This is a genomic window from uncultured Rothia sp. (assembly GCF_916715725.1).
Taxonomy (GTDB): Bacteria; Actinomycetota; Actinomycetes; order Actinomycetales; family Micrococcaceae; genus Rothia.
Genome location: NZ_CAKAPD010000004.1, coordinates 152496 through 166930 on the forward strand (window position 1 = coordinate 152496; position 14435 = coordinate 166930).

Genomic DNA, 14435 nt, shown 5'->3' on the forward strand with positions numbered 1-14435 from the left:
TCTCTTCGACGTTTCTTGTGCTCTGAGGCGCTGATTTTGGGTGTTGTGAAGGCGTGCCAAACTAGCTATTTTTCGCATATTTAAGGCATATTTGAGGTAGGTTCTTTCTCCGGGAGGCTCCCGGCAAGGAGCTGAGCTTCAGCACGAGCGCCTGAAGCCCCACATACCCGTTCGCAGATTCGTTTGCTCTGGCGCAGGCGTTATCTGTATTTGTCCGCTAAGGAGCATCACATGGCTGGCATCCAACCGACTCCCGCAGAAGCATGGAAGCGTCTGAAGGACGGTAACCGCCGTTTTGTTGAGGGTAGCAATGAGCACCCCAACCAGGACACGATTCGCCGTACCGACCTGGCATCGGGTCAGTTCCCGTTCGCCTCGATTTTCGGTTGCGGTGACTCTCGCCTCGCGGCAGAGATTATTTTTGATCTGGGCCTGGGCGACGCGTTCGTGGTGCGTACCGCCGGTCATGTGCTGGAGAATGCCGCGCTCGGTTCGTTGGAGTACGCGGTTGATGAGTTTGAGACCCCTATCGTGATGGTTCTCGGTCACGACTCCTGCGGTGCTGTGACTGCGGCCAGCAAGTCCCTGGAGTCCGGTGAGATGCCGCACGGCTTCATCCGTAACCTGGTGCAGCACATCCTGCCTTCGGTGATGTCCCCGAAGCTGCCGGAGAACCCGGTCGTCAACGACATGGTGCGTGAGCACACCCGCCAGACCGCCATCCGAATTATTGAGCAGTCCCACATCATTTCGGATGCAGTGGTTGAGGGTAAGGTCGCCGTGATTGGTGTCTTCTACCATCTGAAGGAAGGTAAGGCAGAGCTGGTGTTCAGCTCGCAGGACCTGACCCTGCCGGAGGAGAAGAACGACGCGCAGAACCCGCCGACTCAGACGCTTCCGGTGGTCGTGAAGACTCCCCCGCGCGTTGTGGTTGCCGAGAACCTGGACTAGGTTTCCTCTTCTCCGCTCATTACGAGCCTTAGCGCGAGAACCCACATGCTCGCACTTAAGAACAGATTTTTCTATGGGATACCCCCGCCACGGTAGCGTGTTCGCACATCTACCGGGGCGGGGTTTTTACGTGCCTTCTCACGCCTCAAAATTTATGAGCGTTTTTCCTCTTTTGACACCTTTTCGAGGCGACGTAAGCCACTTTGAACGCCTATCCTAGAGGTATGGCTGAAAACATTGAATACCGCATTGAACATGACACCATGGGCGAAGTTCGCGTTCCGGCTGATGCACTCTACCGTGCACAGACCCAGCGCGCAGTCGAGAACTTCCCGATTTCGGGTCAGACCCTCGAATCCGCTCATATTCGTGCGCTTGCCCTCGTGAAGAAGGCAGCCGCGACCGCCAATGAGGAACTCAAGGTGCTCGACGCTGAGCGCGCCCAGGCTATCCGCGACGCAGCGGATCTGGTAGCAACCGGTAAGTACGACGCCCACTTCCCCATTGACGTCTTCCAGACCGGTTCCGGTACCTCCTCGAACATGAACGCGAACGAGGTTCTGGCAACCCTGGCAACCCGTTCTCTGGAATCCAAGGGCATTGAGGTTCACCCCAATGACCACGTGAACGCTTCCCAGTCCTCCAACGACGTCTTCCCCACCTCCGTGCACGTTGCTGTGACCGAGGCTCTGGTGAAGGACCTGATTCCCGCTCTCGAGGTGCTCGCTGAGTCCCTGGAGCGCAAGTCCGCAGAGTTCAAGGACGTTGTGAAGTCCGGTCGTACCCACCTGATGGACGCAACCCCTATCACCCTGGGCCAGGAGTTCTCCGGCTACGCCGCAACCGTGCGTTACGGCATTGAGCGTGTGAACGCTTCCCTGCCTCGCGTGGCTGAGGTTCCCCTGGGCGGTACCGCTGTGGGTACCGGCATTAACACCCCGGACGGCTTCTCCGCTCGCGTGATTGAGCTGCTCGCTGAGGAGACCGGCCTGCCCCTGACCGAGGCTCGTAACCACTTCGAGGCTCAGGCTAACCGTGACGGCCTGATTGAGGTTTCCGGTCAGCTGCGCACCCTGGCGTACGGCCTGATGAAGATCAGCAACGACATCCGCTGGATGGGTTCGGGCCCGAACACCGGCCTCGGCGAGCTGCACATCCCCGATCTGCAGCCCGGCTCCTCGATTATGCCCGGTAAGGTCAACCCCGTGATTTGTGAGGCTACCATCATGGTTGCCGCTCAGGTTATCGGTAACGACGCAACCATTGCTCTGTCTTCCACTAACGGCGCGTTTGAGCTGAACGTGGGTATCCCGGTGATGGCTGCTAACCTGCTACAGTCGATCCGCCTGCTCGCTAATGTTTCCCGTGTTTCGGCTGAGAAGATGATTGACGGTCTGACCGCTAACGTTGACCGTTGCCGCTTCCTGGCTGAGGCTTCGCCGTCGACCGTGACCCCGCTGAACAAGCTGATTGGTTACGAGGCTGCTGCGAAGATCGCTAAGTACTCGGTGGCTCACAAGGTGACTGTCCGTGAGGCAGTTGTGGCTCTGGGTTATGTGGAGCGCGGCGAAGTGACTGAGGAGCAGCTGGATGCGGCTCTGGACGTCACCAAGATGCTGGGCAACTTCTAATCTCACCCCGCCTGAACCTCCTCTGAGGTTCGCGGCTTAACCATAGAGGGAGGGGCGACTCGCCATGACGGCGGGTCGCCCCTCCCTCTGTATGTGTTCTCTGCCCCGTCATTGAGTTGGTAGCGGGTTCTCACTATTGTTCAACAATATTGAACACTTTGAACTGTTTATAGTGGACCAGCGTGTAGATGAGGCAGAGTACAGCCGGGATACTGACGACAAGCGCAGCGTTGAAGGAGCCGAGATGGTCAAGCATCAGTGCTACCGCGCCCATGGAGTACAGCGTTCCTAATCCAAACACGGCACCGTCAAGGGAGCTGGCACGCCCCAGTAGCTCATTCGGTGTAATGCAGTCACGCAGATTGTTGGAGAAGATGAAAGCTGATGCCCATCCTACGTCCAGAATGAAGAGCAAGGCTCCGAGCACTACGGGGTTATTGCTGATGGTGACGAGCGGTATTCCGAGCAGGGATACGACATTGGCGACCAGCAGCATTCCTCGTGTGTTCTCGAAAGAGAGGAAACGATCGATGATGAGCGCCGCGACGATACCACCGATACCGCTGCAGGCCATAATCATGCCTACCACTGAGGCTTCAAAAGTGAGCTCCTCATACAGGCGGTAAATAATGATGAGTGAATACGATGCCGTAGCTGCCGCCAAGAAAAACGTGTAGACAAGGATAAGTCTCTGCGGGGCGCCGGAGAACATGTATTGGATGCCGTCGAACATCCGGTGAATAAACCCATGTTGTGCGGTTTCGCGTTGCTCAGTTTTAGTTTCCATCTCTACGGAAGGCAACGTTGCGTATGAAATAGTTGCCGCCCCGAAAAGGAGCACCGGGACAATAAGACCGACCGTTGCGCCCGCGACAAGAACAATAAATCCTGCTGTAGGGGGCGCAATGATTGCGGATATTCCCTCGCAAATTTCACGACGTGCGTTGTACGAAAGAAGGTTTTCTCGTCCGAGAAGCTGCGGAATATATCCTGCTTCTGAGGCAGCAGCCAGTTCAGAGAAGACACCACTCACAAATCCTAGTGCGGCGATGGTGAACCATGACAGCATATGCTGCTCAATCATCAACGCCAAGGTAAGGATGCTGAGGATGTTTACTGCCCCGGCAATCACGATCATAGGTTTTCGAGGCAGACTATCAGATAGGGTTGCTAGTGGATATGCCAAGGCGATATTAGGGATTTGCATGGCTACTGCCATCACGCCAGCCAGCCCAATTTCGCCTGTACTAGCGAGAATCGCGATGGGTAGGGCGAAGGAATATATTCCTGTACCTACCAGAGAGCCGATAAGGGCTACGTAGATTCTCCAGGGTATTTTGTGTGTTGTCATGCTTTACTCCTTCCAGGGCGCGTCAAAATAGCGACCAAGAATTGCGATGAACACAATGAGCCTAGTTCACAGAAAAATGGCATGCCTTAAAGATTTATAGGCAGAGTAAAAGGAAAGCGACCACGCTCACCAGAACATCACGTGAACGGATTTTTTCGGGTTACTGACTAATACGGGGCCGTCACTCCCAATGTAACCCGCGTCATATATAAAGCATCTCATGCGCACCACCCATAACTCGACACATAGGCACAACTTAAAGTAAAAAAGACAAAAACAAAATAAAGCCACGGCAAATTTTAGGCCTCCAGCCCCTCACTCCCACAGAAAAGCAGGAAGAACCACCCAATAACATGTAACAAACTGTTGTAAAAATGCTGGGAGGGGCGACTCGCCATGACGGCGGGTCGCCCCTCCTTCTGTATCTACACGCCTCATTCGGCGGCTTTTACGGAGTCTAGTAGCCGGTCTAAAGTTCTTCCGGCGGCACCGATTCCAACCCAAAACGGCAGTGGCCGTCATAGTTTAGCGCCGCATCAATACGGTCCAGCATCCGCTCCGAAAGCAACGCACGCTCCGCCGGGTCAGACACATCCACCCAACGCACCTGCGAAGACTCCTCGTCGTTCACCTTCGCCTCGCCAGAAACCCAGCGGCACAAGAACGTATGATCCAAGAACTGGCAGCGGTCACCATTACCGAACTGCATCGGCGGGTCAGCCTTCACCTGCGCCAACTCCAGAACCTCAATCTGCACGTTCGCCTCCTCCTGCGCCTCACGCAGGCAGGTCAGTGCGGGGCTCTCCCCCGGGTCCACAATGCCCGTAATCGGGGTCCACGCCCCGTTATCGCTACGGCGCACCAGCAGCACCTTAGAATCCTGCTCACGGTACACTACAGCCGTCGCACCGGACAGCCACAGGTAATCCGAGCCGATCCGCTCACGCAGCTTACGGATATAGGGAGGAGTAGGCATAACATCAACCTTTCAAAAGCCCCGGCAGTTCTGCCGAGAAATAGGTGCTAGAGAGCAGAGCAAACAGCCGCGAGCCGCACGGAGAATGAACCATACGAAGAACAAGCCCGCCACGTAGCCGGGCGGTCACCCCACTTCGGAATCTACCACAGAGAATATACCGGAGCCGCCAACGCCACCAGCGCACCCAGAAGCATAAACGGACCGAAGGCAATGCGGGTGCTACCGCGCACCTTCGTAAACAGAACCAGAGCCAAAGACACCAGACCACCGGCAAGGAACGTCACCAGCGACGCCCACCCCAGGTTCGCCCAGGACAGGTACCCGAGCACGCCGCCCAGAATACTGGCAAGCTTCACATCCCCGCGGCCCAGCGCCCCGAACGACAGAATACGCAGAAGCCCGTAGCAGAACCACAGCACCAGACCGGCACCCATCACACGCCAAATATCGGCGGGGCGACCGGCAAAAAGCAAAGACACCGGCAACGCCGTATAGGTGGCAATAGCCAAAGGAATCAGGATGCGGTGCGGCAGACGGTGCTCCCGCACGTCAATACGCCACAGCCGCAGGGCGCACCACAGAAAATACAGCAGGTAGCTGCCGAGCACCAGAGCGGCAATAACGGAGGCGCCGCCTGCGTTGTAGAGGCGGGAAAGCTCAGCGAGCATAGAACGTCCATTCTGTATTGCTGGAGGCTGTACTACCGGTAACTACTAGCCAGCGGCACCAGAGTACATAGATGCTAGAGCATCTAAGTTCTAGGAACCGAAGCGGCGGGAACGGTTCGCGTAATCCCGCAGGGCACGCAAAAAATCAACGCGCGTGAAATCCGGCCACAGGGCACGGCAAAAATAAAACTCAGAATACGCACTCTGCCAGGTCATGAAACCGGACAGGCGCTGCTCGCCCGAAGTGCGAATCAGCAGGTCCGGGTCGGGCATATCGGCGGTGTACAGGTGCGAAGAAATATCCTCCACGCTCAGCTGTTCAGCAAGCGATTCCAAGGAGGCACCCTCAGCGGCGGCCTCACGCAGAACCGAACGGACCGCGTCCACAATCTCCTGGCGACCGCCGTAGCCGACCGCAATGTTCACGCGAACGCCGGGCAGGTGCGCCGTCTGCTCAATCGCCCAGTCCAGGCGCTCGTGCAGCTGGCGAGGAATCAGGTCAATGTTGCCGATGGCGCGCACCGGGCCGCAGGCGGAATCCACCAGACGCACCAGGAACGCATCAATCACAGCGATCAGACCGGTCAGTTCCTTCTCGGGGCGCTTCAGGTTCTCAGTGGAGAGCATGTACAGGCTCACCTGCGGAATCGACAGCTCAGTACACCACGCCAGAAAATCAATAATTCGCTCCGCACCGGCGGCGTGGCCCTCACGGGTGCTCAAGCCGCGCTGAGCCGCCCAGCGGCGGTTACCGTCCACCAGTACTCCAATATGTGCCGGCAGGGATTCGGGGCTCAGCGAGCGCGCCAGAGCCTGCTCATAGACGGTAGGCTCAGTGACAGTGCCGGGGTTGCTGGCGTGGCCGTGCACAGTAATCACGGGCAGGGCGTTGGCGCTCATAGCTCATACCTCATTCGGCTGTCGTGGCAGATAATTCAGCGGGCTCATCACGAAAGAGCCCGAGCTCTTATTCTACGCCGCCGCGCCGTACCTTCGCGGCAATCGGCATCACGGATGGGCTGAGAATCGGCTCAAAATTTGTGGCGGCTGGTAGCGGCAGGCGAGGTTGCATACAGGGGCTGCACACATCGCGTGCCTAAGAATGGATGATGCCCTTCACCCACGACTCATATCGTGGGTGAAGGGCATCATTGTAACGCGCGGGGCGATGCACCCCAGCCTAGATAACGTAGTAGTCGCTCAGGCCCTCGTCCAGGCTAGATTCGGGCAGCTGAACCTCAGTATGCGAGGCGGCCAGCGTGTAGTCCTCCCAGGGCCAAATGTCCTTCAGCTGTTCACTGGGAACGGCGAAGAACACGCCGTTCGGGTCCACCTGCGAGGCGTGCGCGCGCAAAGCCTGATCGCGCTGCTCAAAGTGATCGGTCACCAGGATGCGGGTCGTAGTTTCGTGGCGAGGTGCCTCCCCCGAGGAGGCGCGGTGCGCGAGGTTCTCAATCCAGCCGCTCAGCAGGCTCTCACCGTGCGTATCGAGCAGATGCTCGTGCAGGGCTAGGGTGCGTTCGGGGTTGAATGCGCGGTCGTAGTAGAGCTTCAGCGGGGTCCAGGGATCGCCCTCACCCACGTAGGCTTCCGGGTCGCCTGCCTTCTCGAATGCTTCCACGGCAACCTTGTGAGTCATGATGTGGTCGGGGTGCGGGTAGCCGCCAATCTCGTCATAGGTGATGATGATGTGCGGGCGGTACTCACGCACCAGACGCACGAGCGGCGCGGCGGCACGGTCCAGGGGTATGGTGCCAAAGCTACCGAAGGGAAGCGGCGGCATGGGGTCGCCCTCGGGCAGACCAGAGTCGAAGAAGCCAATCCAGCGGTGTTCAATACCCATAATCTCGCGGGCAGCCGCCATCTCAGCGCGGCGCAGACCCGGCAGGTCACGGTGCGCACGCGGGCTCTTATCGATCTCCTCATTCAGGATGTCACCGCGCTCGCCGCCGGTCATCGTCGCCACCATGAAGCGGGCGCCACGAGCAATATACGCCGAGGCGGTACCGGCACCCTTGGAGGACTCGTCATCCGGGTGGGCGTGCACCGCGAGGATGCGCAGACCGGTGTAGTCCTCCTCCAGCGGTTTGAGGGAGTCCACGGGAGGGTGAGTCGGCAGGTTTGCCTTCAGCTGTTCAATGGCTTCGCTCACGGTGGTCTCCTTTAGGTGATGCGCCAGGGGTCGATGATGTGTCTGTGACTCGCGAATACGAGCGCTACACGGCAGAAATTTTACGGTTGTAGCTTCTCGTATGATACCCAAGGATAGCGCCGGTGCACTAGCGCAGATGACGCCGTGTGACGTCGTGAAACGTTCCGTCATATCAGCAGATTCACGGGCATGAAACAGGCTGATGCTGGCGGAGTGTTCAGCTACCGGCGTGCGTACCGACGAAGATGCGTTCAGAGGGGAAGATACGACCGGCATAACAGCCGAAAATCCTCCGGTGCTCTAGAATAGGTCTGTTGATTCATTCCGTTACCGGCACCGCCGCGCATTGAACGCGGCACGCGGTAGCGGGTTTATTCGTTTCGCACCGGCAGAGCCGGCGCATAAGCAAAGGACACGCATGGCTGAAAACACCGGTGCATGGCTCACTCAGGACGCCTTCGACCGCCTCACCCAGGAGCTGGAGCACCTCTCCGGCCCGTACCGCCAGGAAATCGTTGACCGCATCGCGCAGGCACGCGATGAGGGTGACCTCCGCGAGAACGGCGGCTACCACGCAGCACGCGATGAGCAGGCTAAGAACGAGGCGCGTATCAAGCAGCTCAAGCACCTGCTCGAAACCGCACAGATTGGTGAGGCGCCCGTTGATGACGGCGTGGTAAGCCACGGCATGGTCATCGAAGCTGAGGTTGCAGGCCGCACCCTGAAGTTCCTGCTCGGCTCCCGCGAAATTGAGGACACCCTCCCTGCCGGCACCGACCTGAAGGTCTTCTCCGAGAAGTCTCCCCTCGGCGCAGCAATTATGGGTGCTAAGCAGGGCGACGAGGTTTCCTACACCGCTCCGAACGGTAAGGAACTGAGCGCCAAGATTGTCTCCGTGACCCCTTACCAGGGCTAAGAGACTAGCTAAGAAGCTAGGACTGCGAGACAGCACTAGATTTAAAACAAACAGTGCGGGGTGCTGACTATAACGGTCAGCACCCCGCACTGTTTTTTGTCTATTCTTGCGTTCTGCCGATAAAGCTCAGACGCACCTATTACAGCTCGTCGGCTAATAAATATATCGGCTTAGTAAACGATGATGGGCTTGAAACCCTCATCCTCCAGGGCAGAAATAACCTGGCGGCAGTGCTCCACACCCTTGGTCTCCATGTCGATGGTAATCGACACGTCGCCCATGGAGAGCGAGCCACCCACGCGGGTGTGGTCCACGCCGGTCACGTTCGCGTCGTTCTCAGAGATGATGCGGGAGATGGTCGCCAGCTCACCCGGGCGGTCAGAAAGCATCATCTTCACGGTCATGTAGCGGCCAGCCGCAGACAGACCGCGCTGAATCACCTTCAGCATCAGCATCGGGTCAATATTACCGCCGGAGAGCACACACACGACCGTACCCAGGTCGCCGTACTCTTCCTTCAGCTTGCCGTTCATCAGCGCCGCCACGGGCACCGAACCGGCAGGCTCCACCACAAGCTTGTTACGTTCCATCAGGAAGATCAGAGCGCGAGCAATATCGTCTTCGCTCACGGTCGCCACATCGTCCACCAGCTCCTTGATGATGGAGAAAGGCATCTGGCCGGGGCGGCCCACCGCAATACCGTCAGCGATGGTGGAAACCTTCTTCAGCGGCACCAGAGCATCCGCTGCCAGCGACAGCGGGTACGCTGCCGCGTGTTCCGCCTGAACACCAATAATCTTGATCTTCTTGCCGAGCTTCTGCTCCTTCGCGCGGATAGCAGCGGACAGACCAGCCAGCAGACCGCCGCCGCCGACGCCCACAATGACGGTGTCAACGTCCGGAACCTGCTCCAGAATCTCCAGACCGATCGTGCCCTGACCGGCAATAATGTCTTCATTGTCGAAGGGGTGCACGAACACCGCGCCGGTCTCATCGGCGTAGCGCTTTGCCTCCGCGAGAGCCTCATCCACGGTCACGCCGTGCAACTCAACCTCAGCACCGTGATCACGGGTCGCGGTAATCTTCGGCAGCGCCGCACCCAGCGGCATGTAAATACGGGCTTTAATGCCCAGACGGTCAGCCGCCAGAGCCACACCCTGCGCATGGTTACCCGCGCTCGCCGCCACAACGCCGCGCTTCTTCTCCTCCTCGGAGAGCTTCGCCATGCGCACGTACGCACCGCGCACCTTGAAGGAACCGGCACGCTGTAAGTTCTCGCACTTAAAGAAAACCTCTGAACCGAGGCGCTGGCTCAGCGCACGCGAATGGGCGACGGGGGTGCGTTCAATAACGCCTTCGAGCAGCTCTGCGGCACGTTCAATGTCGGTGAGGGTCACGGGCAGGGAGTCGAGATCTACGCTCACGAGGTTTCCATTCTGATGGTACGTATTCTGGCGGCACCTAGCCCCGCACGCTGAAAGACGCGCGGTGGCACAGTGCACACTCCATTCTAGAGGATGCACAGGCATAAAGCAGGGGCTGCCCCTACACTCTCAACAGATAGTGCAGAAACAGCCCCTACTCTAGGTGATGTGCGAGCGTCTAGCCCGCGGTTAGTCACATTGACTTGAGTTCTAAGCCTTCTCAGATTCCTTAGATTCTTCAGAGCTTTCGGAAGTCTTAGCTTCCTTCGCCTTTTCAGACTCTTCAGCCTTCTTACGGCGCTCCAACTCATGCGGGAAGAGGAACTCCTCCTCACGAGGCGCCTCCTTCTCCCAGTCACGGTTCGCCAGGTAACGCACCACCGAGTTGACCACAGCCAGAGTCGGCACGGCGAACAGAGCACCCACCGCACCAAAAATCATGGAGCCACCAGCCACCGAGAAAATAACCGCCAGCGGGTGCAGGGAGACAGCCTTACCCATAATGAGCGGCTGCAGAATGTGGGATTCAAGCTGCTGAACCAGCAGAACAATACCGAGCATAATCAGCGCCTGCACCGGCCCCAGAGCAACCAGCGCCAGCAGCACAGCCACAGCACCGGAAATGAGGGCACCAATCACCGGAACGAAGGAACCGAGGAAGACCAACACACCCAGCGGGATAGCCAGCGGAACACCCAGAATTGCGGCACCAATACCGATGCCGATAGCGTCAATAGCCGCCACCAGAATCTGAACGCGCACGTACGCACCCAGGGACTTCCAGCCCGCGCGACCCGCGCCGTTGACTGCGGCACGCGCATCCTTCGGGAAGAGGCGGGTGACGAACAGCCAGATACGCTCGCCCTCCATCAGGAAGAAGACCAGGGTGAACAGAGTCAGCAGGGTGCCGGTCGCAACCTCAGCCGCAGTCGAACCCACCTGAGACACACCGTGCAGCACGGAGCTGGGGTTATTGCTGACGGCACTTTCTGCTTGATCCAGCAACTGATTCAGCTGATCGGCACCAAACTCATAGCCGAGCCCTTTCAGCCAACCAACCAGCTGTTGGTAACCCTGCACCGCCTTATCCGCCATGGACACAAAACCACGCAGAATCTGCTGACCGGTCAGCGAAATAATACCGGCGAGCACCAGAATCATACCGATTTCGGCAATAGCCGCCGCGCCACCGGCACGAACACCCTTCTTACGCAGAAGCATCACAGCGGGGCTCAGCAGAGCCGCCAGAAGCAAAGCCACCAGAAGAGAAATAACCAGCAGGGAGACGTGCCCCAGACCCTTCCAAAGGATCCAGCCGGCACCGGCAATCATAATGATGCGCCACGCCCAAGCACCGGCAACTTCCATGGCAAAAGGAACCCGGTAGCCGCGCTCCTCCTCGGCTACATGTTCTTCTGCAACAGGTGTAATTTTCACGGTGTCTCCAAATCGTTATCGGTGTCGCACTCGTGCGGGGTAGCTTCAGCTACCCCATCGGAGGCGGTGTGTGGTGTTGTTATTGTGTGCTCTCCCCCGCGCCTCGATACAGCAGGGAAGTAAAGCGGCAAAGGCGGCGGCACCATCACGGTACCGCCGCCTCAAAGTGAGCTTTAGTCGTTGCTAAAGATGCTTGCCAGGTACATGAGAACACGCAGGATCTCAACGTACAGCCAGACCAGAGAAGCGGTCAGGCCGAAAGCAAGGCGCCAAGACTCACGCTCGGGCAGGCCAGCCTCCACAGCCTCGGAGGTGGTGGTGAAGTCCAGCAGCAGCGAGTAGGTTGCCAGCGCAACAGCGAACAGGCCAACCACCAGGCCCAGCGGAATACCACCGATAGAGAAGCTGTTCAGCGAGGAACCGAAGATACCCGCACCCAGAATCGAGATGAAGCCGTACGCCATGTAACCAATAGCGCCGATCATGAAGATCTTGTTGAGCTTAGGAGTTGCGCGCAGCTTGCCATTTGCGAACAGAGCAAGGGTGGTACCTGCAACCACGAGGGTTGCCAGAACCGCCTGAATTGCCACGCCGGGGTAGCGCATGTCCACAACAGCGGACAGACCGCCGAGCAGCAGACCTTCCATGAGTGCGTAGGTCATGACCAGGACCGGGGAAACCTTCTTCTTGAAGGAGTTCACCAGGCCCAGGACCAGACCGCCAACCATGCCCAGGAGCAGCAGCACCGGTGCATACCATGCAACGGCGGCACCGACAGCGACCAGGCCCAGGTTGATGCCGGTCTTAACCATGACATCGTTCATGGTCAGGCGCTCACCGGCGGGGATGGACTCCGAGTAGGTGGGAGCCGCTACACCGTAGTCAGCCTCACCGTACGGCTGGCCGTACTGTGCCTGCTGACCGTAGGGCTGCTGACCGTACTGTGCCTGCTGACCATACTGGGGCTGGCCGTAAGCGTTCTGGCCGTACTGTGCCTGCTGACCATACTGGGGCTGGCCATAGGGCTGCTGACCGTAGCCCTGCTGGCCGTACTGGCCGTAGGACTGCTGACCGTACTGACCGTAAGTCTGCTGGCCGTAGCCCTGCTGCTGACCGTACGCCTGCTGGTTGTTCGGCTGAGCCTGCGCACCAGCGCCAAAGCGACCGAAGCGAGAGTCACCCTGGGTGACGTTCTTCGTCATTGAATTAATAAGCGGGTTTCCCGCCATCATTCTCTCCTTAGATGGAACAAAACTAATTTTGTTAATTCTATCGGATAGACTCTGCGCTCACGGGCCCTGTTCGTTACGAGCAAGGGCTTCTGTCGACCTTGCCAGAATATTTCGGGGTGGCGTTTACCTGAGGTTTACCCAGGTTCACACCGCCCCTGTACGGAGGCCCCCTCCGTGGCTTGCAATAAAGCCCCTAGTGCGAGGCTTCCAAACGATCCAGAAGCTGCTCCAGGTACCCCAGAATTGCCTGCTCCTCGTTCGTGCCAATCACTTCATCTGCCGCATCCTGCACAACCTTGGGAGCGTTAGACATAGCAACACCCCAGCCCGCATAGCGGAGCATCTCCATGTCATTCTCGCCGTCACCGAAGGCAAGAATACCCGCCGGGTCAGCACCCAAACGCTTGCACAGATCCTTAAGACCGGTCGCCTTGTTGACGCCGGTACGCACCAGGTCGATGGCCCCAAAGCCGCTGACCATCGGGGTAACGGTCTGCGGAAGAACCTCACGCAGGTAGACGCTCAGCTGCTGGGTCTGCTTCGGAGGAGTCAACAGCGGGAACTTGATGGGGGCACCCTCAAAGTCTTCAATGGAGTCAATCATGACCGCACCAGGGAAGAAAAACGCGGCAAAGTCCTCCAGGGTGAGGGTTTCGGGAAGCTCCTGGCCGGTGTCTTCAAAATAGCCGCGAATCATGTGCACAATCTGGTCGCAACGGTCCTTGGGCAGGTAAATACCTTCGGTAGTGCAGACCAACAGACCAATCTGGTCTAGACCCTGAACGGTTTCAATAATGCGCGGTACGTCTTCTTCCACGAAAGGATGCACCGCCAGCCGACCGCTATCATCGGCAAGATACGCGCCATTCTCAGCAATGTAAGTAAGGCCCTGGTTTTCGAAGCCACGCATATAATCCTGCAGCTTGGCATGAGTATTTCCGCTCGCCACGACGAAGTGGATTCCATGCGCCTGCAGGCGGGGCAGGATGCGCGCGAACCGTTCGGTGTCGAAGGTTTTGGAGTCGGTGAGGAAGGTTCCATCCATATCGACGGCGATAATTGAGGGCTTAGTCTGCATGCTGTGCCTTTCTGACTCTGCTACCCCGTTCAGGCGGGGGTGCGTCTGTGGCGGTGTCTCTTTATAGGGTCTCACGTTTTTTGAGCTCCGGAAGACGGTTCGCGGGTGTTTTGGGGCGTGGATCCCCGTCACAAAACGTCATTTAAAGCCTCGATTTTTGAGGTGCACGTCACTTCTTGAGCCCATTTTCGCCACTTTTTGCACTCTGTTTCTCTACAAACTAAACTTACTTGAAACGTAAAACTTTACCTATCAAGCTTAAAGGCATGAACAACAACACCATGAAATACACCGGCGCAGGCAAGTTCTCCATCGACGCGCTGATCACCGCGCGCCGCAAGTAAAGCTTTGAACCACCTCCTGCCTCCACACATGAACCCGAGACAGACAATCACCGGTAGGTTCACCCAGACTTCACCGCCGCCCGTCCTGATTCCGGCAGAGGACGAGCTCTTCTACCCGCGGTGAAGAGAGTGCGCGGAATGCCATAGCCCGCACCGCCACTCCACGATGCCCCCGATAGTATGGGTCGGGGGCATCGCCTTTTAACTTCCAAACAGCAAACCCCAAACCTGTAAACCTTCAGACACGCAAGCGGCGGCTCCTCCCCACGGGA

General features: G+C 58.1%; 12 protein-coding genes. 3 read left to right on the top strand and 9 right to left on the bottom strand.

The features are described 5' to 3' along the window. Positions 1 to 231 precede the first annotated feature (231 nt). The gene (locus QZ822_RS04200; protein ID WP_005508935.1) at positions 232 to 951 is read left to right on the top strand and encodes a carbonic anhydrase; all 720 of its coding nucleotides are present in this window, start codon (positions 232 to 234) and stop codon (positions 949 to 951) included. 224 nt (positions 952 to 1175) lie between these two features. Next, a complete protein-coding gene (locus QZ822_RS04205) occupies positions 1176 to 2582 on the top strand; it encodes a class II fumarate hydratase (protein WP_049338717.1) in 1407 nt (468 codons plus the stop codon). A gap of 133 nt (positions 2583 to 2715) precedes the next feature. On the opposite strand, the gene QZ822_RS04210 is transcribed toward QZ822_RS04205, so the two are convergent. From QZ822_RS04210 to mca, 5 genes are all read right to left on the bottom strand, one after another. Beyond that, entirely contained in the window at positions 2716 to 3933 is a 1218-nt protein-coding gene (locus QZ822_RS04210; protein WP_070482926.1) for an MFS transporter, read from the bottom strand. A 469-nt stretch (positions 3934 to 4402) separates the two neighbouring features. Continuing rightward, on the bottom strand, positions 4403 to 4909 hold the full coding sequence (locus QZ822_RS04215; RefSeq protein WP_049354996.1) for an NUDIX domain-containing protein: 507 nt from the start codon (positions 4907 to 4909) through the stop codon (positions 4403 to 4405). A 143-nt stretch (positions 4910 to 5052) separates the two neighbouring features. Continuing rightward, the gene (locus QZ822_RS04220; protein ID WP_294642828.1) at positions 5053 to 5580 is read right to left on the bottom strand and encodes a prepilin peptidase; all 528 of its coding nucleotides are present in this window, start codon (positions 5578 to 5580) and stop codon (positions 5053 to 5055) included. A 90-nt stretch (positions 5581 to 5670) separates the two neighbouring features. Beyond that, positions 5671 to 6480 carry a polyprenyl diphosphate synthase gene (gene uppS, locus QZ822_RS04225; RefSeq protein ID WP_294642831.1) on the bottom strand — a complete coding sequence of 270 codons (810 nt, stop codon included), beginning with the start codon at positions 6478 to 6480 and terminating at the stop codon, positions 5671 to 5673. A gap of 280 nt (positions 6481 to 6760) precedes the next feature. Then, positions 6761 to 7732, bottom strand: coding sequence for a mycothiol conjugate amidase Mca (gene mca, locus QZ822_RS04230; RefSeq protein ID WP_294642834.1), 972 nt, complete (start codon positions 7730 to 7732; stop codon positions 6761 to 6763). A 418-nt stretch (positions 7733 to 8150) separates the two neighbouring features. On the opposite strand from mca, the gene greA reads away from it, so the two are divergent. Further along, the gene (greA, locus tag QZ822_RS04235) at positions 8151 to 8648 is read left to right on the top strand and encodes a transcription elongation factor GreA (protein WP_049327910.1); all 498 of its coding nucleotides are present in this window, start codon (positions 8151 to 8153) and stop codon (positions 8646 to 8648) included. Between the two features lie 170 nt (positions 8649 to 8818). Here the strand turns inward: greA and ilvA are convergent, their stop codons facing one another. The 4 genes from ilvA to QZ822_RS04255 form a co-directional block, all read right to left on the bottom strand. Beyond that, complete coding sequence (gene ilvA, locus QZ822_RS04240; RefSeq protein WP_070614679.1) at positions 8819 to 10072, bottom strand: threonine ammonia-lyase; 1254 nt, start codon at positions 10070 to 10072, stop codon at positions 8819 to 8821. Between the two features lie 210 nt (positions 10073 to 10282). Beyond that, positions 10283 to 11509 carry an AI-2E family transporter gene (locus QZ822_RS04245; protein ID WP_294642836.1) on the bottom strand — a complete coding sequence of 409 codons (1227 nt, stop codon included), beginning with the start codon at positions 11507 to 11509 and terminating at the stop codon, positions 10283 to 10285. A gap of 173 nt (positions 11510 to 11682) precedes the next feature. Then, a complete protein-coding gene (locus QZ822_RS04250; protein WP_294642842.1) occupies positions 11683 to 12738 on the bottom strand; it encodes a Bax inhibitor-1/YccA family protein in 1056 nt (351 codons plus the stop codon). Between the two features lie 196 nt (positions 12739 to 12934). After that, positions 12935 to 13819 (bottom strand): HAD family hydrolase, encoded by an 885-nt coding sequence (locus QZ822_RS04255; protein WP_294642838.1) that lies wholly within the window; start codon positions 13817 to 13819, stop codon positions 12935 to 12937. Positions 13820 to 14435: the final 616 nt, after the last annotated feature.

What these genes read in the sequence shown, in the direction of transcription:
- QZ822_RS04200 (WP_005508935.1), top strand. Translation starts at nt 232, where the DNA reads ATGGCTGGCATCCAACCGACTCCCGCAGAAGCATGGAAGCGTCTGAAG.
- QZ822_RS04205 (WP_049338717.1), top strand. Translation starts at nt 1,176, where the DNA reads ATGGCTGAAAACATTGAATACCGCATTGAACATGACACCATGGGCGAA.
- QZ822_RS04210 (WP_070482926.1), bottom strand. Translation starts at nt 3,933, where the DNA reads ATGACAACACACAAAATACCCTGGAGAATCTACGTAGCCCTTATCGGC.
- QZ822_RS04215 (WP_049354996.1), bottom strand. Translation starts at nt 4,909, where the DNA reads ATGCCTACTCCTCCCTATATCCGTAAGCTGCGTGAGCGGATCGGCTCG.
- QZ822_RS04220 (WP_294642828.1), bottom strand. Translation starts at nt 5,580, where the DNA reads ATGCTCGCTGAGCTTTCCCGCCTCTACAACGCAGGCGGCGCCTCCGTT.
- uppS (WP_294642831.1), bottom strand. Translation starts at nt 6,480, where the DNA reads ATGAGCGCCAACGCCCTGCCCGTGATTACTGTGCACGGCCACGCCAGC.
- greA (WP_049327910.1), top strand. Translation starts at nt 8,151, where the DNA reads ATGGCTGAAAACACCGGTGCATGGCTCACTCAGGACGCCTTCGACCGC.
- QZ822_RS04250 (WP_294642842.1), bottom strand. Translation starts at nt 12,738, where the DNA reads ATGGCGGGAAACCCGCTTATTAATTCAATGACGAAGAACGTCACCCAG.
- QZ822_RS04255 (WP_294642838.1), bottom strand. Translation starts at nt 13,819, where the DNA reads ATGCAGACTAAGCCCTCAATTATCGCCGTCGATATGGATGGAACCTTC.